At 35.5% G+C, this 20856-nt stretch carries 17 protein-coding genes; 11 read left to right on the top strand and 6 right to left on the bottom strand.

The window, feature by feature from the left end:
- Positions 1 to 10: 10 nt before the first annotated feature.
- The 10 genes from IR022_RS09430 (at position 11) to xylE (ending at position 12951) form a co-directional block, all read left to right on the top strand.
- The gene (locus tag IR022_RS09430) at positions 11 to 784 is read left to right on the top strand and encodes an SDR family NAD(P)-dependent oxidoreductase (protein WP_194203512.1); all 774 of its coding nucleotides are present in this window, start codon (positions 11 to 13) and stop codon (positions 782 to 784) included.
- A gap of 54 nt (positions 785 to 838) precedes the next feature.
- Positions 839 to 2308 (top strand): O-antigen translocase, encoded by a 1470-nt coding sequence (locus IR022_RS09425; protein ID WP_194203511.1) that lies wholly within the window; start codon positions 839 to 841, stop codon positions 2306 to 2308.
- An 82-nt stretch (positions 2309 to 2390) separates the two neighbouring features.
- Positions 2391 to 4388 carry an Ig-like domain-containing protein gene (locus tag IR022_RS09420; protein WP_194203510.1) on the top strand — a complete coding sequence of 666 codons (1998 nt, stop codon included), beginning with the start codon at positions 2391 to 2393 and terminating at the stop codon, positions 4386 to 4388.
- Between the two features lie 28 nt (positions 4389 to 4416).
- Positions 4417 to 5235: a DUF3108 domain-containing protein gene (locus tag IR022_RS09415; protein WP_050711282.1), complete on the top strand. Its 819-nt coding sequence runs from the start codon at positions 4417 to 4419 to the stop codon at positions 5233 to 5235.
- Positions 5236 to 5347: 112 nt separating this feature from the next.
- Positions 5348 to 6766 carry an adenosylhomocysteinase gene (gene ahcY / locus IR022_RS09410; protein WP_194203509.1) on the top strand — a complete coding sequence of 473 codons (1419 nt, stop codon included), beginning with the start codon at positions 5348 to 5350 and terminating at the stop codon, positions 6764 to 6766.
- A gap of 169 nt (positions 6767 to 6935) precedes the next feature.
- Complete coding sequence (locus tag IR022_RS09405) at positions 6936 to 7304, top strand: DUF488 domain-containing protein (RefSeq protein WP_194203508.1); 369 nt, start codon at positions 6936 to 6938, stop codon at positions 7302 to 7304.
- A 336-nt stretch (positions 7305 to 7640) separates the two neighbouring features.
- Positions 7641 to 8366: an NUDIX hydrolase gene (locus IR022_RS09400; protein ID WP_194203507.1), complete on the top strand. Its 726-nt coding sequence runs from the start codon at positions 7641 to 7643 to the stop codon at positions 8364 to 8366.
- Between the two features lie 83 nt (positions 8367 to 8449).
- A complete protein-coding gene (locus IR022_RS09395) occupies positions 8450 to 9925 on the top strand; it encodes a xylulokinase (RefSeq protein WP_194203506.1) in 1476 nt (491 codons plus the stop codon).
- A gap of 57 nt (positions 9926 to 9982) precedes the next feature.
- The gene (xylA, locus tag IR022_RS09390) at positions 9983 to 11311 is read left to right on the top strand and encodes a xylose isomerase (protein WP_194203505.1); all 1329 of its coding nucleotides are present in this window, start codon (positions 9983 to 9985) and stop codon (positions 11309 to 11311) included.
- A gap of 83 nt (positions 11312 to 11394) precedes the next feature.
- Positions 11395 to 12951 (top strand): D-xylose transporter XylE, encoded by a 1557-nt coding sequence (xylE, locus tag IR022_RS09385; RefSeq protein WP_194203504.1) that lies wholly within the window; start codon positions 11395 to 11397, stop codon positions 12949 to 12951.
- A 121-nt stretch (positions 12952 to 13072) separates the two neighbouring features.
- Here xylE and queA read toward each other — a convergent pair whose 3' ends face one another.
- The 5 genes from queA to IR022_RS09360 form a co-directional block, all read right to left on the bottom strand.
- On the bottom strand, positions 13073 to 14122 hold the full coding sequence (queA, locus tag IR022_RS09380) for a tRNA preQ1(34) S-adenosylmethionine ribosyltransferase-isomerase QueA (protein WP_050710669.1): 1050 nt from the start codon (positions 14120 to 14122) through the stop codon (positions 13073 to 13075).
- A 38-nt stretch (positions 14123 to 14160) separates the two neighbouring features.
- Positions 14161 to 14847 (bottom strand): tRNA pseudouridine(55) synthase TruB, encoded by a 687-nt coding sequence (gene truB / locus IR022_RS09375; protein ID WP_050710670.1) that lies wholly within the window; start codon positions 14845 to 14847, stop codon positions 14161 to 14163.
- A gap of 7 nt (positions 14848 to 14854) precedes the next feature.
- The gene (locus IR022_RS09370; RefSeq protein WP_194203503.1) at positions 14855 to 15649 is read right to left on the bottom strand and encodes an undecaprenyl-diphosphate phosphatase; all 795 of its coding nucleotides are present in this window, start codon (positions 15647 to 15649) and stop codon (positions 14855 to 14857) included.
- A 39-nt stretch (positions 15650 to 15688) separates the two neighbouring features.
- Entirely contained in the window at positions 15689 to 15952 is a 264-nt protein-coding gene (locus tag IR022_RS09365) for a DUF3098 domain-containing protein (protein WP_050710672.1), read from the bottom strand.
- A gap of 100 nt (positions 15953 to 16052) precedes the next feature.
- Positions 16053 to 16931: a cell division protein FtsX gene (locus tag IR022_RS09360; RefSeq protein ID WP_050710673.1), complete on the bottom strand. Its 879-nt coding sequence runs from the start codon at positions 16929 to 16931 to the stop codon at positions 16053 to 16055.
- 418 nt (positions 16932 to 17349) lie between these two features.
- On the opposite strand from IR022_RS09360, the gene sufB reads away from it, so the two are divergent.
- Positions 17350 to 18798 carry a Fe-S cluster assembly protein SufB gene (gene sufB / locus IR022_RS09355; RefSeq protein ID WP_050710674.1) on the top strand — a complete coding sequence of 483 codons (1449 nt, stop codon included), beginning with the start codon at positions 17350 to 17352 and terminating at the stop codon, positions 18796 to 18798.
- A 67-nt stretch (positions 18799 to 18865) separates the two neighbouring features.
- On the opposite strand, the gene IR022_RS09350 is transcribed toward sufB, so the two are convergent.
- The gene (locus IR022_RS09350; protein ID WP_194203502.1) at positions 18866 to 20812 is read right to left on the bottom strand and encodes an LTA synthase family protein; all 1947 of its coding nucleotides are present in this window, start codon (positions 20810 to 20812) and stop codon (positions 18866 to 18868) included.
- Positions 20813 to 20856 lie beyond the last annotated feature (44 nt).

Here is a 20856-nt window from a genome sequence, read left to right as displayed (position 1 = left end):
GGAATGATTAATGGATATCAATAATAAAAATATAGTTCTTACAGGTGCCTCGTCAGGAATTGGTTTGGCTATATTAAAACTATTACTTGGCTATAGAAGTGTACGAATTGTAGCAGTAGCGCGACATATTGAAACTATTCCATCTGTAGATGGAGTAGTTTTTCCTTTTTCTGCAGATTTGAGTAATGAATCAGGTGTAGATTGTTTGTTTGAATATACACAGTCTCTTTTTGGTGATATTGATATTTTTATAGCGAATGCAGGATATGCGTATTTAGAAAAATTATCTAATCCCGATTGGAAGCATATTGAGAATATCTTTGCATTAAATACTTTTTCTCCAATTTACTCTTTGCAAAAGTTGGCAAAGCAAGATGTCAATAAATCAACTTGCTTTGTTTCTACAATTTCTGGTGTAGCACAAGTCTCCTTACCTTATTATTCATTGTATTGTTCTACAAAAGCTGCTCTACATCAGTTTATAGAAGCCTATAGGTACGAGTCAAGTCCTAATTTACATATTATGGCGGTGTATCCGGTTGCTACTCGAACTTCTTTTTTTGAAAAAGCGGCAAATGAAAAACAGCCTCCTATTCCCTTTCTTTCACAATCTTCCGATACTGTTGCTAAAGCAATTATAAGAGGAATAGAGAAGGATAAAAAGCAAGTCTATCCCTCTTTTCTGTTTCGAATATTTAAAATCATTGGACAAAACTTCCCTTTTATATTTTCCTTATACTCACTCTCAGAGAAAAGAAAAGTAGATAAAAATCTACACTTGTGATATATTGACTAAATTTGCAGTCTGTTCATCATAAACTTATTAGCAATAAACGATTTGGCTAAAGGCAATAAATCATATACACAGATTCTAAAATCGACAAGCATCTTTGGTGGCTCTCAGGTTATGACTATTATTATTGGTATTATCCGTAATAAGATTTTAGCAATTTTACTGGGTGTTGCTGGTGTTGGCTTGATTAGTATATATCAGTCGACATTGGATATGATTAAATCTGTGTCTAGCTTAGGGATCGAAACTACAGGTGTGAGGGAAATAGCTGCTATCCCTGAAGAAGATAAAAACCGATTAAATCATATTGTATCAATAATAGATCGGTGGGCATTAATATTTGCAATATTAGGTGCTGCTATTTGTCTCCTGTTTTGCTATCCCATTAGTTTATGGGTTTTTGAAGATGCTTCTCATGCATATCAATTTGCATTGCTTTCTGTTGCTATGTTTTTTATGATTTTAGCTGCTGGACAAGCGGTCGTTCTGCAAGGACTTAGGCGAATATCATATATGGTGAAATCTGCCATTATTTGGAATGCTCTAGGTTTAATTTTTTCGGTGCCACTCTATTACTTCTATCGTTTAGATGCCATAGTTCCAGTCTTTATTATGGTAAGTATTGCCATGTTTCTAAGTGCCTATTTTTATCGGAGAAAAATTGACGTAGAATCTGTGTCTGTATCGTTTGAGGAATTAAAGAAGAGAGGAGCTTCTGTCTTTCGAGTAGGTATATTTATTGTCTTAGCTTCAATTTTGACTACTTTCAGCTTTTTTCTAGTGAGAGCCTTTCTTTCTAAAAATGCGGGATTAGAATCTGTCGGATTGTTTCAGGCCGCATGGACTATAACCAATGTTTATTTGATGCTAATTTTGAAATCAATGGGCTCAGATTTCTATCCTCGTTTGTGTGCTGTTGTTACAGATAATGCTAAAACAAAACAATTGATAAATGAGCAGACATATATCGTTTTAATTGTGGCTGTTCCCATGATAGTTTCTTTATTGCTGTTTTCGAAAATAGCTTTGTCCTTACTTTACTCTTCAGAGTTTGATGGAGCTGCATCTATTCTGAATTGGCAGATTCTGGGAACTTTCTTTAAGGTTTTATCGTGGCCTTTAGGTTTTATTCTTTTAGCAAAAGGTAAAGGGCTAATCTATTTCTTTTCGGAAACATTGTTCCTAATCCTTTATATTGGAAGTATGTATTGTCTATTTCCGTTTTATGATTTCGATTCGGTTGGTATAGCGTATCTCATTGCTTATTCTATATATTTACCTTTGGTTTTCGTGTTAAGTCGCAAGTTGAGTCGGTTTGAGTGGACTAAAGAAAATCTTGTGATAGGTTTTATTAGTTTTATTCTAGTTTTATTAGCTTTTTGCATTGTTAAATATGCCTCAAATTATGCTATTATTGCAGGAATACCTGTTTTAGTGGTATCATTGTCTTTATCATTCTATAAATTGAATAAGGTCTTTCCCCTCAAATCTATGTTCGATTTGTTTAAGAAGTAAGATGATAATAAATATTTTACAATAGTTCTAATTAGTCATAACTCAAAACGTTGTATTTTTGTCTAAAATAGATAAACTAAATATGCTTAAACATTCAATCACGAGTGTAAAAAAAGACGTGATCCGTAATTTACTATTAGTCGTATCAGGTATAATAGTCATTTCTTGTGCCAGTATTGGATCTCCATCTGGTGGAGATTATGATTTTGATCCTCCTCAGGTTGTATCATCAACACCCACTCCGAATCAAACATTCGTTAAAAATGGCAAAGTGCAAATTATATTTGACGAGCTTGTTCAGATAGAAAAGCCTATGGAGAAGGTTATTGTGACACCTCCTCAGAGGAATTTTCCGATAATTCGTGCCCAAAATAATAAAGTAATAGTTGAGCTAAAAGATACGCTATTAGCTAATACAACTTATACGATAGACTTTACAGATGCCATTGTAGATAATAATGAGAAAAATGCATTAGAAAATTTTGCATTGTCTTTTTCTACGGGAGAGGTTGTAGACACTCTTTCTATTTCGGGTAAAGTGTTAGCTGCACATAATCTGGAAGCTGTATCGGGTATGTATGTTGGTATACATTCTAATTTATCTGATACAGCATTTACAAAATTGCCTTTTAAGAGAATCTCAAGAACCAATGAGTTGGGTCGATTTACAATAAAAGGTATAGCTCCGGGAGAATATAAACTGTATGCTTTAGATGATGTAAACAGAGACTATAAATATGACAATCCTGCTGAAGCAATTGCTTTTTTAGAAACAATTATTGTACCTACTGTAGAAGGAGCTGTTCGCGAGGATACTATCTTTAATAAAGATTTGACTATTGATACTATTCGTACTGTAAATTACACGAAGTTCTTGCCCGATAATATGGTCCTGAGATCTTTTACTTCTGATTTCAAACGACAATATTTACAAAAGCATGAACGTTTGACTGATGATATAATCTCTATTTACTTTGGTGCACCTACAGTTATGCCTAAAATAGAGCCTTTGGATATTCCATATGGAATATCAGAGTGGTCGGTGCTTGAACGGACAGCTGGTAATGATACCCTGAAATTCTGGATAACAGAAAAGGCTATTGCCAATATGGACACTATAAATTTGCGAGTGTCTTATAGTAAGACCGATTCGTTGAATTTATTACAACCTGTAACGGATACTCTGAAATTTATCAATAGGACTAAGAAAAAGGCTGAGCCTAAAGATGATAAAAAGAAAGGCAAAGATAAAGAACCAGAGATAACATTCTTAGCTCTCAATACCAATATTGCTCAAACGTTTGATGTTTATAGAAATATTGATATTGAATTTGATCTTCCCGTAAAGGACTTTGAGAAAGGTAAAATTCATTTAGGTCAGAAAGTCGATTCTACGTATTCTGATGTAGATTATATTCTTACGCAAGACAGTCTTAACCCTCGCAAATATCAACTACAACATAAGTGGAAATTTGGAGAAGAATACCGATTTGCTGTAGACTCTGGAGCTGTGCATAGTTACAACGGTTTGTGGAATGATAAATTGGAAACTCTCTTTAAAATTAAAAAGTTGGATGAATATGGATCGTTCATATTTTATATGTCGAACTTACCGGATAGTATACCTGCTTTTGTTGAATTGTTAGATAAGTCTGATAAAGCAATGTATCAAGCAACCGTTAAAGATGGGGTTGCGTCTTTCGAATTTATTAATCCGGGAATATATTATGCACGAGTTATAGTGGATAATAATGGAAACGGAAAATGGGATACAGGAGAGTACTCGGAAATGAGACAGCCCGAAATGGTATATTATTATTCAAAGGCTCTTGACCTTAAACCGTTCTGGGAGATAAAAGAATATTGGGATGTTCTTTGGGCACCATTGGATAAGCAAAAACCATTGGATATTACGAAGAATAAACCGAAGGATGACGAGAAACGTAAAAAAGCAATGGAGCGAAGAGATGCTCAAAACGCAAAGAAAGAATCAGAACAAAATAGGAATAGAAATAACGCAAATGGGATGAATCAAAACCAGAACCGAAATACTGGGAATAATTATAATTCATCGTATTGAAAATAAAAACAGAAATTTACAACAGACAATGAAGTTATTAAATAAACTAACAATTTTATTGGTAATGTCGTTATTGACGATAACCAATGCGTCGTCGCAATGTAGTGTTGATAATAAATACTTTGATGCTGGCGAGCAATTAAGTTATGACCTTTATATAAAATTTGCGGCTACAATTAAAGGTGGATACGCAACACTATCTACTCAAAATGTAAAATATGAGGGAAAGGATGCCTATAAAATGACTCTGATTTCCGAATCACAAGGGTTTGCACGAAAAGTATTTGAATTAAGTGATACTTTGGCTTGCTATACTACAAAAGGAATCTTGCCATTGGCATATTTCAAGGATGCGCATGAAGGCGGAGACTATACTAAAGAAAGATTGACATACTCATACCCAGGAGGTAATAACGTGAAGATTCGTGCAATACGACATAAGAATGGAGATTTTAAGTTTGACGAGACTCTTAGCTTTTCGGGTTGTACATATGATCTGATGAGTGTTCTTTTTTATGCTCGTACACTTGATTATCCTCAGATGAAAAACGGAACAGAGACAAAAGTCAATTTTGTTACAGGGAAATCAAAAGTTAGTATGCGAATTGTTTACAATGGAAAAGAAGCTGTAAAAGCTAATGACGATAAGAAATATAATTGCCTGAAATTGACATTGTACATTCACGATGATGCTTTTGATGGAGGAAAAGAGGCTATGAAAGTATATATTACAGATGATAATAATCGTATGCCTGTTAAATTAGAAACTAAACTTAAAGTAGGTTCTACTCGAGCTGTCTTGAAAAGCTATAAAGGAGTTAAGCATGCAGTGAATGTTGTAAAATAAGATTTGCTAATGCTCGTTTAGAGCTTTAGTAGTTTATACCTCAATAGACAAAGTCGTAAAAAAAATCGTATATTTGTACGGAATACATTAATAATAAGAACAATAAAAATTTATGTCAAAAGAATTATTGCCCAATCTACCTTATCTGGTTGCAGACATTAGTCTAGCTGATTTTGGTAGAAAAGAAATAGAGATAGGTGAGCATGAGATGCCAGGTCTAATGGCTCTTCGTGAAAAATATGGAGATTCTAAGCCATTGAAAGGTGCTCGCATTATGGGATCACTTCACATGACTATCCAAACGGCGGTTTTGATAGAAACATTGACAACACTGGGAGCTGATGTTCGCTGGTGTAGTTGCAATATATTTTCTACACAAGATCATGCAGCTGCTGCAATAGCTGCTTCTGGTGTTCCTGTATTTGCTTGGAAAGGCGAAACATTAGAAGAATACTGGTGGTGTACCGAGCAGGCTCTTAACTTCCCTGGAGGTAAAGGTCCTAATTTGATTGTTGACGATGGTGGTGATGCTACATTGTTGATCCATTGGGGATTCAAAGCTGAGGATGATGCTAAAACAATAGATCGTAAAGGAGCTAATCACGAAGAACAAGTTATTCTTGATACTCTAAACAAAATATTGAAAGAAGATAATCAAAGATGGCATCGTACGGTAGCCGATTGGAAAGGTGTTTCAGAAGAAACTACTACAGGTGTACACCGTCTTTATCAGATGATGGAACGTGGCGAATTATTGATTCCTGCTATCAATGTGAACGACTCGGTTACAAAATCGAAATTTGACAACCTATATGGATGTCGTGAATCATTAGCTGATGGTATCAAACGTGCTACGGATGTAATGATTGCGGGAAAAGTTGCTGTTGTTGCCGGTTATGGTGATGTTGGTAAAGGTTGTGCCCATTCGTTACGCTCATACGGAGCTCGCGTTATTGTTACTGAGATCGATCCTATCTGTGCGCTACAAGCTGCGATGGAAGGTTTCGAAGTGACAACTATGGAAGAGGCTGTGAAAGAAGGTAATATTTATGTTACTACAACAGGTAACAAAGATATTATTACAATAGATCACATGAAAGCTATGAAAGATCAGGCTATCGTTTGTAATATTGGTCACTTCGATAATGAGATACAAGTAGATAAGCTGGTTACTTTCGCAGGTGTGAAACATACAAATATCAAACCTCAGGTAGATAAATATACATTCCCAACAGGTAACTCTATATTCTTATTAGCAGAAGGTCGTTTGGTGAATTTAGGTTGTGCAACAGGTCACCCATCATTTGTGATGAGTAACTCATTCACAAATCAAACATTGGCTCAAATAGAATTATGGCAAAAAGATTATGCAGTAGGTGTATATCGTTTGCCTAAGCATTTGGACGAAGAGGTTGCTCGTTTACACTTAGCTCAAATTGGTGTTAAGTTAACTAAACTTACTCCAGAGCAAGCTGCTTATTTGGATGTGCCCGTAGATGGTCCATTCAAGGCAGACCATTATAGATATTAATGTCGTAGAACTGTTTATTAGTTTTATAACTAATTATATATATAACAGCCGAATCTGAGCAGATTCGGCTGTTTTTGTTTTAGAAAGTAATATTTGTTACAAATCTCTTATCTGTAATTATGTATATTTGTTTATGGGTATTATAAGATAGTAACTAATCTACTTTATTATGACATCAATTAAAATTAAACGTGTTTATGAAGACTTCGCCGAAAGCGATGGTTTCAGAATTTTAGTTGACCGTTTGTGGCCAAAGAGTATAAAAAAAGAAAATCTACATTACGATCTTTGGGCTAAAGATTTAACTCCTTCCTCCAACCTTCGTACATGGTTTCATCAGGATGTGGAAAATCATTGGGATAGCTTTGTAGCTTCATACCAAAAGGAGCTTGCTCAGTTGACTAATATGAATACATATATAAATGAGATTGAACTTCATCCTGTTGTAACATTATTATATGCAGCTAAAGATCCTGTGTATAACCATGCAATAATTCTCAAGAAATATTTGGATACTTTGTTGCAGATCAAAAGCTGAGATAGGTGGTAAATAAATAGTCAGTATTTAAAGGAGGTTTTTTAATCTCCTTTTTTGTGCTCGAAAAAAGCTCGAAAAATAAAACTTTCTTATTGTTTTATTTAACATAATTAAACAAAGGTATGTATTGCTATTCTATCCCTTTATTTTCAAGTACTCTTACTGTATGTAGTACAATATAGAATGTGTTCTTATTGTTTATTGTATGATATACAATAAATTGTGTTTCAAATATTTAACTTTAAGTTGTTTGTGTTTTTATTTTGTGGGTAAAGTTATTTTGTATATTTGTTCAAGCCTAATTATATAGATGCAACTTTTAGTTTAAGATATACCATGAAAACAAATTTTATACATACCTATGTTTCTGTTGATTGTGTAGTCTTTGGTTTTGACGATGAGCAATTGAATATTCTTTTGGTTCAACGAAATAACATAGATGAGAGTGATACTAAAAGATTAAAACTTCCCGGTAGTCTTATTTTTAATAATGAAGATGTAGATGATGCAGCTTCGCGTGTCTTGTACGAACTTACAGGCATAAAGCGTATGACCTTAAAACAGTTCAGATGTTTTGCTGCACCTGATAGAGCAAGTAATCCTGAAGATATAAAATGGTTAGATCAGGCGTATAAACCAGATATAGATAGGCTGATAACCGTAGCTTATTTTTCACTTTGTAAAATAGGGAGAAAGCTTAACGTAAGCAATATAACAAAATATAAAGCAGTAGAATGGTGTCCATTGAGCGAACTTCCCGATATGCCATTCGACCATAATAAAATAGTTGAAGCTTCTTTGGTTGATATACGTCGTTGGATTGAGACAGATCCGGTTATCGTATTCGATTTACTTCCTCAGAAATTTACAATTAGCCAATTACATCGTCTTTTCGAATCTATTTATAATAAGAAAATTGATATTCGTAATTTCCATAAAAAGGTGGCCACTATGACTTATGTTCTGCCTTTGGCTGAAAAACAATCAGGTGTATCTCATCGTGCTGCACGTTACTATAAGTTTGATAAAAAAGCATATAATAGATTGAAAACGAGTATCTAGATACCATACAAGCCAATTTCCTTCCTTAATACTAAATAAAACTGGGTCTGTGACCTTAATAACCATAAAACACATAAAATAGTATGTATCTATTAGGATATGACATAGGTAGTTCTTCTGTAAAAGCTTGCTTGGTTGAGGCTGCATCAGGTAAGATCGTAGCATCGGATTTTTATCCGAAAGAAGAAATGAAAATTACAGCAGTTAAGCCGGGTTGGGCTGAACAAGAGCCCGAAGAATGGTGGAGTAATCTGAAAAATGCCCATCAATCGATAATGACAAAATCGGGTCTCAAAAGTGAAGACATCAAAGCGATTGGTATTACATGGCAAATGCATGGATTGGTGCTTGTTGATAAGGATCAGAAAGTGCTTCGTCCTTCTATTATTTGGTGCGATAGTCGAGCAGTTCCTTATGGTGAAAAAGCTTTCAATACAATAGGACACGAAAAATGTCTTTCTCATCTACTTAACTCTCCCGGAAACTTTACCGCTTCTAAATTGGCTTGGGTGAAAGAACATGAACCTGAGATATTTCAAAAGATAGATAAACTGATGCTTCCAGGTGATTATATTGCTATGAAGCTATCCGGTGATGCTGTTATGACAATCGAAGGATTGTCTGAAGGTATGTTTTGGGATTTCAAGAATAAATGTTTGTCGGAGGATATTTTAGATTATTATGGAATACCTAAAAGTTTCTTTCCAGAGATCAAACCGATATTCGGAGTTCAGGGAGAAGTTTCAGCTAGTGCTGCAAAAGAACTTGGTTTGAAAGAAGGTACTCCAATCACATATCGTGCGGGCGATCAGCCGAATAATGCTCTTTCTTTAAATGTGTTTAATCCTGGAGAAATAGCGTCTACTGCCGGAACTTCGGGCGTAGTCTATGGTGTGTTAGATCAATTGGATTATGACAAAAAATCGCGTGTTAATACTTTTGCACACGTTAATTATACTGAGGAGTTGACTCGTCTTGGAGTACTTCTTTGTATAAATGGAACAGGTATCCTTAATTCATGGTTAAGACGCAATCTGGCTTTAGATGGATTATCTTATGCTGATATGAATAACTTGGCTGCACAATCTACAATCGGAGCAAACGGTGTGTCTATTATCCCTTTTGGTAATGGTGCAGAACGCGTTTTGGAAAACAAAGAAGTGAATTGTTCTATTCACGGAATCAATTTTAATGTTCATAATAAAGCAGATTTGCTTCGTGCAGCTCAGGAGGGTATTGTATTTTCATACGAATATGGTATGGAGATCATGAAAGAAATGGGTATGAATATCCACCTTATAAGAGCCGGTTATGCCAATATGTTTTTGAGCCCTCTTTTTGCACAAACTCTAGCTAGTGTTAGTGGTGCAACTATCGAGCTGTTTAATACAGATGGTGCTGCGGGTGCTGCTAAAGGTGCAGGTATGGGAGTCGGGATTTATGCTTCTAACGATGAAGCTTTCGGTTCTCTTGAAAAACTATCAGTTGTGGAGCCCGAGTTAGGTAAGACCAATCAGTATAGAGATGCTTATCAACGTTGGAAAGAATTAATCAAATAAGGTTTTAAACCTAATAGATAAGAAATTAATCATTTAAATATTACAAAAATCTAGATCATGGAAATTTTAAAAGGAAGTAAAGAGTTTTTCCCAAACATCGGGAAAATCAAATTTGAAGGAAAAGAAAGTAAAAATCCACTAGCATTTCGTTATTATGACGAAAAACAAATAGTGATGGGCAAATCTATGAAAGATTGGATGCGTTTTGCTATGGCTTGGTGGCATACATTGTGTGCTGATGGTGGCGATCCTTTTGGAGGTGCAACTATTCACCATCCTTGGAATAATGCAAACGATGCACTTAGTCGTGCTAAATATAAAATGGATGCAGGCTTTGAGTTCATGACTAAAATGGGCTTTGGTTTTTATTGTTTCCATGATGTGGATTTAATCGAACCAGCTAACAATTGGGTTGAGTACGAAAAAAATCTTCAAGCTATTGTAGAATACGCTAAAGAGAAACAAGCGGCTTCTGGCATCAAATTATTATGGGGTACAGCCAATGTGTTCAGTAACGAGCGTTATATGAATGGTGCGGCTACAAACCCTAATTTTGATGTAGTTGCATGTGCTGGTACTCAAATCAAAAATGCAATTGATGCTACTATTGCTCTTGGTGGTGCAAATTATGTGTTCTGGGGAGGTCGCGAAGGTTATATGAGCTTATTGAATACAGATATGAGACGTGAGAAAGATCACTTGGCTCGTATGCTTATTATGGCTCGTGACTATGCTCGCAAACAAGGTTTCAAAGGAACATTCCTTATTGAGCCTAAACCAATGGAGCCTACTAAACATCAATATGATTTTGATACTGAAACAGTAATCGGTTTTATTCGTCACTATGGTTTAGAGAATGATTTCAAAGTAAATATCGAGGTGAATCATGCTACATTGGCAGGTCATACATTCGAACACGAATTACAAGCTGCTGTTGATGCAGGTCTTTTAGGAAGTATTGATGCTAATCGTGGCGATAATCAAAACGGATGGGATACAGACCAATTCCCTATCGACTTGTATGAATTGGCTCAAGCTTGGTTAGTAATGCTTCCTGCAGGTGGTGTTGGTAACGGTGGTGTAAACTTCGATGCTAAACTTCGTCGTAATTCAACAGATGCAGAAGATTTGTTTATTGCTCATATATCGGGTATGGATACATTTGCTCGCGGTTTGTTAATTGCTGCTGATGTACTTCAAAACTCAGATTATACAAAAATGCGTGAAGCTCGTTATGCTTCATTCAATGGAGGCAATGGTAAAGCATTTGAAGATGGAAAACTGACTCTGGAAGATTTACGCAATATTGCTCATAAATCGGGCGAACCTGCACAAATCAGTGGTAAGCAAGAGCTTTATGAAGCTATTGTAAACATGCATATCTAATAATGATTTAAAAATAAGCAAGCAAGGCTCTCTTGGTCTTGCTTGTTTATAATAGTTTCTATATACCTTTTAATACCATTTTAATGAAAAACGAAGCTAGTAAATCATATACCATCGGGCTAACTGTTATAGCTACTCTCGGAGGATTACTTTTCGGATACGATACGGCAGTAATTTCGGGTACGGTGGAATCTCTCCGTTATTTTTTTATTGATCCTATGGGTTTGCCTACCAACGAGGCAAATGCTATGGAAGGATTTGTTATTAGTAGTGCTTTGATCGGTTGTATATTCGGAGCAGCTATTGCAGGATGGGTAAGTCAGCAATTTGGTCGTAAGAAGGCTTTATTTGCAGCAGCTATCCTCTTCTTGTTTGCTGCTATAGGCTCGGCTTGGCCTGAAATTGGCTATCATATGCCCGATGTACAAGATCATACATTTGTGTACCATTTTGTTTTTTACCGTATCATCGGTGGAATAGGGGTTGGTATTGCTTCTATGGTTTCTCCTATGTATATTGCCGAAATAGCTCCACCTGAAAAACGAGGCAGCTTGGTTGCTCTCAATCAGTTTGCCATTATATTTGGTATGTTAGTTGTGTACTTTGTTAATTACTTTATCGCAAAACAAGGTGATACTCAATGGTTGCATGCAATGGGTTGGAGATGGATGTTTGCCTCTTTGGCTATCCCTTCGGGTCTATTCTTTGTGCTATTGTTTTTTGCACCTGAGACTCCAAGATGGTTGATAATGAAAGGGCATAAAGAAAAAGGTCTGGACATTCTTACCAAACTTGTAGGAAGTACTGCTGCAAAGAAGGAAATGGATGAAATTCAATATAGTTTTGATAAAGACGAAACAGCTTCATTAAAACCTTATTATAAGTTTATGATGACGTGGTTGGTACTATTTGTTGTAGGTCTTCTTGCTCTATCAATTAGTGGTGTACCAAGCGCTCTCGAAATATCAATGATCTGTAGTTTTATCATTGCTCTGTTTGTGCCTATTCGCTCTTATGGATTCCTAATTATTATAACAGGAGTGTTGCTTTCTGCCTTCCAGCAATTTGTAGGAATCAATGTGGTATTGTATTATGCTCCTGAGATATTCAAGAGTATGGGATCGGGAACAGATTCGGCTTTGTTACAAACAATTATTGTTGGTATAATAAACCTGTCGTTTACCGTATTGGCAATTATGACAGTAGATAAGTTCGGTCGTAAACCACTACTGATTATTGGTGCATTAATTATGGCTGTATCTATGCTAGGATTGGGAACCTCATTCTCTCAAAACCTTAATGGAACTTTGAAATTGATCTTTATGTTGACATACACTGCAGGGTTTGCCATGTCATGGGGACCTGTTTGTTGGGTTATGTTAGCAGAAATATTCCCCAATTCAGTGCGTTCATCTGTAATGTCTATTGCGGTAGCTGCACAATGGGTGTCGAATTTCCTTATATCTTGGACTTTCCCTATTATGGATAAGAACGAGACTTTAGTGAATACATTTAATCATGGGTTTGCTTATTGGATATATGGTGCCCTTTCTGTATTGGCTGCCATCTTTGTTTGGAAATTCCTTCCAGAAACAAAAGGTAAGACTTTAGAGGATATGGAACAGCTCTGGAAAAAATAAAGGTCATATACCTTTTTATTGCTTAGATAAGTTAGGTGTAATGACTAAATAAAAACGGACGAAAAGCAAATGTCGCTTTTCGTCCGTTTATTTTATGATGCATGACAAAATGTCTTGTTCCTTAAAGGATTAACATAGAATCACCATAAGTTCCGAAACGGTATTTTTCCTTTACAGCTTCTTCGTATAGTTCCATTACTTTATCATACCCACCAAATGCGGCAGTCATCATAAGTAATGTTGATTGTGGAAGGTGCAAGTTTGTTACCATAGCATCAGCAATGTTAAACTCATAAGGAGGGAATATAAACTTGTTAGTCCATCCCTTGCTTGATTTTAACTGGTGATCGGTACTTACAATTGTTTCAATAGCACGCATCGATGATGTACCTACTGCACATATCTTAGCACCCTTTGCTTTTGCTTTGTTTACAATGTCAGCAGCTTCTGTAGTCACCTCCATTTGCTCCGAATCCATTTTGTGCTTGGTCAAGTCTTCTACATCAATTTCTCTGTAGTTACCTAATCCGGAATGAAGAGTGATGTATGCAAAGTCAATACCCTTTATTTCCATACGTTTCAATAACTCACGGCTAAAGTGCAAACCAGCAGCAGGAGCTACAACAGCACCTTCGTTCTTTGCAAATATAGTTTGGTATCTGTGCTTATCATCATCTTCTTCCTGACGACCCAGATACTTAGGGATTGGTGTTTCTCCTAAAGCATAAAGAGCTGTCTTGAATTCTTCAGCAGGACCATCGTATAAGAATCTTAACGTACGCCCGCGTGAAGTTGTATTGTCAATAACTTCAGCAACCATAGAATCATCGTCGCCAAAGTATAGTTTATTTCCTATTCTTATTTTACGTGCAGGATCAACTAATACATCCCAAAGGTGGAATTCTTCGTTAAGTTCACGCAATAAGAAAACTTCAATCTTTGCTCCTGTTTTTTCTTTATTTCCATAAAGACGTGCAGGAAATACTTTCGTGTCATTGAAAACAAAAACATCCTTGTCATCGAAATATTCAAGGATATCCTTAAATTGCTTATGCTCGACTTGACCGGTTTGACGGTTGAAAACTAACATGCGCGATTCATCTCTGTTTTTGTTAGGATGAGTTGCGATTAGTTCCTCCGGAAAATCGAATCTAAATTGTGAAAGTTTCATATTTATATATCTGTTTATTTATTTCTTATTAATAACCTTCAATCTGTGGTTTGAATAATGTTGTCTATGTCTTCTGCTTTCATGCACTTATCAAGAGTTATGTCGCCAATTCGTGTACGGATAAGACCTGTAAGATGTCCTCCTGATTGAAGAGCTTCGCCAATGTCTCGTGCCAAGGCTCTTATATAAGTACCTTTGCTACATACAACACGTATTTTGATGCTGTCTTTTGCAAAATCTAGCAACTCTATCTCATCTATAACAAGCACTTTGGGTTTTAGTTCTACTTCTTCGCCATTACGTGCCAGATTATAAGCTCTTTCCCCATTTACCTTACAAGCCGAATATGCCGGAGGAATCTGTTCAATCCGCCCAACAAAAGACTTTATTGTTTCTTCGACCAGCTCTTTTGTTATATGATCGGTAGGGAAAGTTTTATCTACCTCTGTTTCCAAGTCGAAAGAAGGCGTTGTTGCTCCTAATCCAATAGTGGCTACATATTCTTTTCCTTGATATTGAAAAGTCTCGATAAGTTTGGTTTTTTTTCCGGTACATATAATCATTACCCCTGTTGCCAAAGGGTCTAATGTTCCGGCATGACCAACTTTCAGTTTCTTAATATTCAAACCTCTACATAATTTACTACGCAATTTTCGTACCAAATCAAAAGATGTCCAGTTTAAAGGTTTATCTATATATATAATTTCTCCCGAAATGAAATCCATTTGTTTTTTATAGAATGTTCAGGTCATGACCTGTTAGTAAGTAAATAAGTATTCCTAGTCCTAAAACGATTCTGTACCAGCCAAATAGCTTAAATCCATATTTGGTTACATAGCCGATGAAGAATTTAATAGCTAACATGGCTACAACAAATGCAACTAAATTACCAATAATTAAGGTTGACATATTGTCTTGTAGAATCTGAGCGCCGTCAGGTTGCATAAGTAGCTTTAGTAATTTATATCCTGTTGCTGCTGCCATAGTAGGTACTGCAAGGAAGAATGAAAATTCGGCAGCCGATTTACGCGTTAGTTTTTGGCTCATACCTCCGACAATAGTTGACATTGATCGTGATACTCCGGGAATCATTGCAATACATTGGAAACATCCAATAATAAATGCATTTTTATAGGTTATCTCTTTGTCCTTGTCGGGAGAGTTAAACCATTTATCTACAAATAGCATAACAATACCTCCTAGAACCAAAGTTGTAGCTACTACATATACGTTCTCGAGCATATCATCAATAAAATCATTGAACAAAAGTCCTAGTACAGCAGCAGGTATAAATCCGATCAATAGCTTAATATAGAAATCCCACGATTGGAAAAAACGCTTCCAATAAAGAACTAATACTGATAGTATGGCTCCAAATTGAATGATAACTGTAAATGCTTTAACGAAATCGGTACTTTCGATGCCCAATAGCTTCTCAGCTATAATCATGTGACCGGTCGATGATATTGGTAGAAACTCAGTAAGCCCTTCTACAATGGCTATGATAATAGTCTGTAGTGTATCCATTCTTTAAATAGTACGTTTTATTTGTTTTTCTTCAGTGTGTTATGCCTTGGCAGAATCCTGAATTGTTGAATCATCCTGTTGTTTGGTGGGGTATAATATTCCTACTATCATCAGTAAGAAACCAAAAAAAGAAAACATTGGTCCTATAACAATACGTCTCGTGCTAAAGATGTCAGGTTGAAAACCTTCTTCGATACTGGTTGATGAGCCTGTCATCAATAAAAAACCAATAATAATAAGTGCAAATGATGCTGCACATATTATGTAATTAAGTTTACCTAATGCAAAATCTTTCTTTTCCATATTGTTTTTTAGTACAATGATTTATTTAATACCGCATTCTTATATTGTAACAAGCATTGGCTGCGATATTTACCAACGCAAAATAGATAGGTCTTAGACCTTAAGCGTGATACAGGTTATTTGTATTCATCTTTAAATATCGGTTTACAGCCGATGTAGTCGCCAAAAGCGGAAGAATTATACCTAATGCTAAAACAATAACATAGAGTATAATAAGGTTCTGCATCCTTATTATCGAGATGATTTCGGGAAACTCTTTGGCTAGCGTATATATTAATGCTGTGATTCCTATATTTGCTATAATGGCAGCTACCACGCCATATCCTATTGCTTTAATAACAAAAGGTTTGCGGATAAAGCCATTTGTTGCACCAACAAGTTGCATGGTGTTTATTAAAAAACGCTTAGCATAAATGTTAAGACGAATGGTATTCCGTATAAGAGTAAATGATATAAACATCAATATAACGGCCAATATTAATAACCCTGTTCCTACTTTCGACAGGTTCGAATTGATCATCTCTATTGTATCTTCGCTATATAAGAAGCTTTTTACAATCTTTTGCCCTTTCAGGCTTTTCTCTACAACTTTGATGCTATCGATATTCGCATATTCAGATTTTAGAGTAATGTCAAAATAATTAGATGCAGGTGTATATCCCAGTATTTCTTCAGGGTCACCACCTAATTCCTCTATCAGTTCTTTTTTTATCTCATCTTTACTGATGAACGTTACTGATTTTATATAAGGCTTGGCACTAAGTTGTTTTTGAAGTTTTGCAGCGGCGGCATCTGTTGTGTCGTCTGATAACTCTATTGTAATGCTGAGGTTCTCTTTTATGAATGATGAGATTTCGCGTCCCATAACCCCTACAAAAAAAGTCAATCCCAGTAAAAATAAAACTAAGGTAATACTTACAGTTGTAGTTACTCCGGTTCCAAATAGAGATGTTGTCTTTAGTTGACGATTTTTTGACATAAAATATTTACTCTGCTTTTATTTTTGTATCTTCGTTATGAGTGATTTAGATACTTCACGCCTTAAATTGGTGCAAAGAAACAAAATATAATGCTGTTTTGTAGCATTATTTATGTTTTTTAATTATAAAATTCCAGAATACTAACTAATTCTCTTATTAGAATACCTTAATTTTGTCGATCAATATCTAAATTTTATTATAGCTAGAACAAACCCTGCAAGCTTATTGTTTTCATATATGTGTAATCTTTTATATATTCGCATGTATAATAGAAAGGGTTTATTATTAGAAAATATCATAGCAGAGTAAAGTCTTAAGGTCTCGGATCTTTTTATTCTATTGCTAAGTGTAATGTAAAATAGCCTGTTATAATTGGAGAGTTTATAATTTAAATACGTTTAATTACTTAAATATAAAATGCAAGAAGATCAAGATACAATATTGGATGAGATCACGTCCAGTGAATATAAATATGGTTTTGTAACCGATATCGAAAACGAATCCATTGGTAAGGGTTTGAATGAAGATGTTATCAGGCTGATTTCATCTAAAAAAAATGAGCCCGAATGGTTGTTAGAATATAGATTGAATGCTTACAGACATTGGCTTACAATGAAAATGCCAGAGTGGGCACAATTAAATATTCCTGAGATTAATTATCAGGATGTAATCTATTATTCGGCGCCAAAACAAAAGATAGCTCCTGAAAGTTTAGATCAAGTAGATCCTGAATTATTGAAGACATTCGATAAGCTGGGTATTTCTATAAACGAGCAAAAGAAGCTAGTTGGAATGGCTGTTGATGTTGTAATGGACAGTGTTTCAGTGAAAACAACTTTTAGAGATGTATTATCTGAAAAAGGAATTATTTTCTGTTCTTTTGGAGAGGCTGTACAAGAGCATCCTGAACTGGTTAAGAAGTATTTAGGAACAGTTGTTTCCTCTAAAGATAATTATTTTGCTGCCTTAAATTCGGCAGTATTTAGTGATGGTTCATTTGCTTACATTCCAAAGGGAGTGCGTTGTCCGATGGAACTTTCTACTTATTTCCGTATCAATGCAGCTAACACAGGTCAGTTCGAAAGAACCTTACTTGTAGCAGATGACGATTCGTATGTAAGTTATCTTGAAGGTTGTACAGCTCCTATGAGGGATGAGAATCAGTTGCATGCTGCTATTGTAGAGATTGTAGCTATGGATCGTGCAGAAGTGAAATATTCAACCGTTCAGAACTGGTATCCAGGCGATAAAGAAGGTAAAGGCGGTATCTACAACTTTGTAACTAAGCGTGGACTTTGTAAAGGAGAATCTTCTAAAATATCGTGGACTCAGGTTGAAACAGGTTCTGCTATTACGTGGAAATATCCGTCTTGTATATTAGCAGGAGATAACTCTACAGGAGAATTCTACTCGGTTGCAGTTACTAACCATCATCAGCAAGCCGATACGGGAACCAAGATGATTCATATTGGTAAGAACACTAAGAGTCGTATTGTTTCTAAAGGTATCTCGGCAGGGCAAAGCCAGAACTCTTATAGAGGGTTGGTAAAAGTGTCCCCAAAGGCTGAAAACGCTCGTAATCACTCACAATGCGATAGTTTACTGCTTGGCGATAGATGCGGAGCTCATACATTCCCATATTCGGAAATAGCGAACTCTTCAGCTATTATAGAGCACGAGGCTACGACTTCCAAGATTAGTGAAGATCAGGTTTTCTATTGTAATCAACGTGGTATAGCTACCGAAGATGCAGTGGGGTTGATTGTAAATGGTTATGCAAAAGAAGTTATGCAAAAACTTCCTATGGAATTTGCCGTTGAAGCACAAAAACTACTTCAAATTAGTTTAGAAGGAAGTGTTGGTTGATCGAAAGAATTTATGCTATATAAATGAAAAGAGTATTTCAATTTGAAATACTCTTTTTTTTGTTTTATTAATTAACCCTTGTCAAGTTATTCTTTAACAAATAATCGGTAGTGATAAGCATGGAGGTGGAATAGTTGCGCATGCTGTCAGCTAGTGATATGTAAGAATTCCGTTCGTTGATTATATTCTTGCTTTTGTAATCGTATAATCCTTCATTTTTTGTGATGGGATTATATACATAAAAGTGTTTGGAATTGATACATCCCATCATATCATCTGAGGTGAAAAATATATAAGGGCGCTTTTGCTTAATAATGTCAATACCTAATGTATTATTATCAAACGAATAATCTAGTAAACCCAATAGGGTAGGAGTTATATCTATTTGCCCTCCTAAATTTTCGAATACTTTGGGTGCATCATCAAATAGGGCTGAATGTATAATTAAAGGAATATGGTTGTATGACAGAGGCATGTCATATGTTGTTTTTCCTACCAGTTTACCATGATCTCCAAGTAATACGAATATGGTGTTTTTATACCAGTCTTGCTTCTTCGCTTCGGACATAAATTGTCGGATCGCATCATCAGCAAAAGCTACAATCTGCTCACATGGTTCTTTGCTGACCGATTTAAATTTTTCGGGAACTATATAGGGAGGATGATTGCTAATGGTAAGTATGGTGGCAAAGAATGGAGTCTTTTGTTTAGATTGTTCTGTTATCCTGTTCATCGCATATTCAAACAAATAGTCATCCTGAACCCCGTATCCGTTTACAACCTTCGATGCAGGATAATCTTCTTGCGCATACATTTGCTGAATACCATTCTCGAGTAGAAATGCATTCATATTATCATATTGAGATTCGTGTGTCACAAAAAAAGATGTTTGGTATCCTCTTTCTCTAAGTATGCGGGGAATTCCTTGACATTTGGTTATCTCTACATTCTTCATCATATTCTTGTCGAATAACGAAGGCAAGCCGAAAAGAGTTGCTACCACTCCTTGATTCGTATGTGTTCCGGCCGAATAAAAGTTCTCGAAATAATAAGACTCTTTTATTAATTCGTTCAAATAGGGGGTTAAACTACCATCTTTCATTGAAAGAAACTCCGCAGACATTGATTCCATAAGAATCAGTACAATATTAATGTTTTTATTTTCTTTGCACCCATTAATATTTCTAAGGATTGGAAAATGAGCTTCTTTATCGCAGTTAATATTTAGCTCATTTTGGACTATAGATAAGGCATCTTCATCTTTCATGAGATGATTGGCACTAATATGTTTCTTTGAGTTTTCGATGATACTCCTTAGTAAGAAGAATGTCGGATTTAGTCCTAACTGATTCAGAAAAGAATTATTGCAGAAATATGCCTGACTCGTTTTTATGGGACTCTCTCCTGCATGTCCTCTAATTCCTAATAGGCAAAGACCGATAACAATGATACTAATTGCAATATAGACTGAATATTGTTTTTTGCTCAATTTGCTCTGTCCTTGTTTTAGAGTAATTCTTCCGATTCTGATTACAATTGTGCTAAATAGAACGAGAATAACAACGAAAATGAAGAAATATATATAGTAAGATGGTTCTTGTAAAACCAACTGTAAAGCACTTCCTCCCTCTTCTTTCCAATTGAATATGGAAGAGTTGAGGTGTTTGAAGAAATAATTGAAATAGGGAATATCGGAAGCTGAGATTGCAAATACTAAACCAAAGAGAATAATATAATAAAAGTTGAATATTTTGATGCTGATTTTATTCAGTTGCTTGCAGAATCCCAATACTAGAAGTACAACCAGTGGGAGAATGCTTATGTAACAAGCTATAACATTATCAAACCAAATACCTTTGGTTAGAGCTGTAGTGATTGTAGCGCGGGTGACACTCTCATCATTTAAATTGGTTGTATTGCTTAATAGTAAGATAAATCTGAATACAGATAGCAATAGAAGTGCCGAAAAATGGATCGTAAGGACGTAACGCAGCACAGACTTAATAGTATTCATTCTAAAATTGTTTCTTTACTTTAGTGTATTTGTTAATGTTCAAA

The organism is Dysgonomonas sp. GY617 (assembly GCF_015233815.1).
Lineage (GTDB): Bacteria > Bacteroidota > Bacteroidia > Bacteroidales > Dysgonomonadaceae > Dysgonomonas_A.
The sequence above is the reverse complement of the archived record's forward strand: the minus strand, read 5'-3'. Positions and strand labels throughout refer to the sequence as shown.

What these genes read in the sequence shown, in the direction of transcription:
- IR022_RS09430 (WP_194203512.1), top strand. Translation starts at nt 11, where the DNA reads ATGGATATCAATAATAAAAATATAGTTCTTACAGGTGCCTCGTCAGGA.
- IR022_RS09420 (WP_194203510.1), top strand. Translation starts at nt 2,391, where the DNA reads ATGCTTAAACATTCAATCACGAGTGTAAAAAAAGACGTGATCCGTAAT.
- IR022_RS09415 (WP_050711282.1), top strand. Translation starts at nt 4,417, where the DNA reads ATGAAGTTATTAAATAAACTAACAATTTTATTGGTAATGTCGTTATTG.
- ahcY (WP_194203509.1), top strand. Translation starts at nt 5,348, where the DNA reads ATGTCAAAAGAATTATTGCCCAATCTACCTTATCTGGTTGCAGACATT.
- IR022_RS09405 (WP_194203508.1), top strand. Translation starts at nt 6,936, where the DNA reads ATGACATCAATTAAAATTAAACGTGTTTATGAAGACTTCGCCGAAAGC.
- IR022_RS09400 (WP_194203507.1), top strand. Translation starts at nt 7,641, where the DNA reads ATGAAAACAAATTTTATACATACCTATGTTTCTGTTGATTGTGTAGTC.
- IR022_RS09395 (WP_194203506.1), top strand. Translation starts at nt 8,450, where the DNA reads ATGTATCTATTAGGATATGACATAGGTAGTTCTTCTGTAAAAGCTTGC.
- xylA (WP_194203505.1), top strand. Translation starts at nt 9,983, where the DNA reads ATGGAAATTTTAAAAGGAAGTAAAGAGTTTTTCCCAAACATCGGGAAA.
- xylE (WP_194203504.1), top strand. Translation starts at nt 11,395, where the DNA reads ATGAAAAACGAAGCTAGTAAATCATATACCATCGGGCTAACTGTTATA.
- queA (WP_050710669.1), bottom strand. Translation starts at nt 14,122, where the DNA reads ATGAAACTTTCACAATTTAGATTCGATTTTCCGGAGGAACTAATCGCA.
- truB (WP_050710670.1), bottom strand. Translation starts at nt 14,847, where the DNA reads ATGGATTTCATTTCGGGAGAAATTATATATATAGATAAACCTTTAAAC.
- IR022_RS09370 (WP_194203503.1), bottom strand. Translation starts at nt 15,649, where the DNA reads ATGGATACACTACAGACTATTATCATAGCCATTGTAGAAGGGCTTACT.
- IR022_RS09365 (WP_050710672.1), bottom strand. Translation starts at nt 15,952, where the DNA reads ATGGAAAAGAAAGATTTTGCATTAGGTAAACTTAATTACATAATATGT.
- IR022_RS09360 (WP_050710673.1), bottom strand. Translation starts at nt 16,931, where the DNA reads ATGTCAAAAAATCGTCAACTAAAGACAACATCTCTATTTGGAACCGGA.
- sufB (WP_050710674.1), top strand. Translation starts at nt 17,350, where the DNA reads ATGCAAGAAGATCAAGATACAATATTGGATGAGATCACGTCCAGTGAA.
- IR022_RS09350 (WP_194203502.1), bottom strand. Translation starts at nt 20,812, where the DNA reads ATGAATACTATTAAGTCTGTGCTGCGTTACGTCCTTACGATCCATTTT.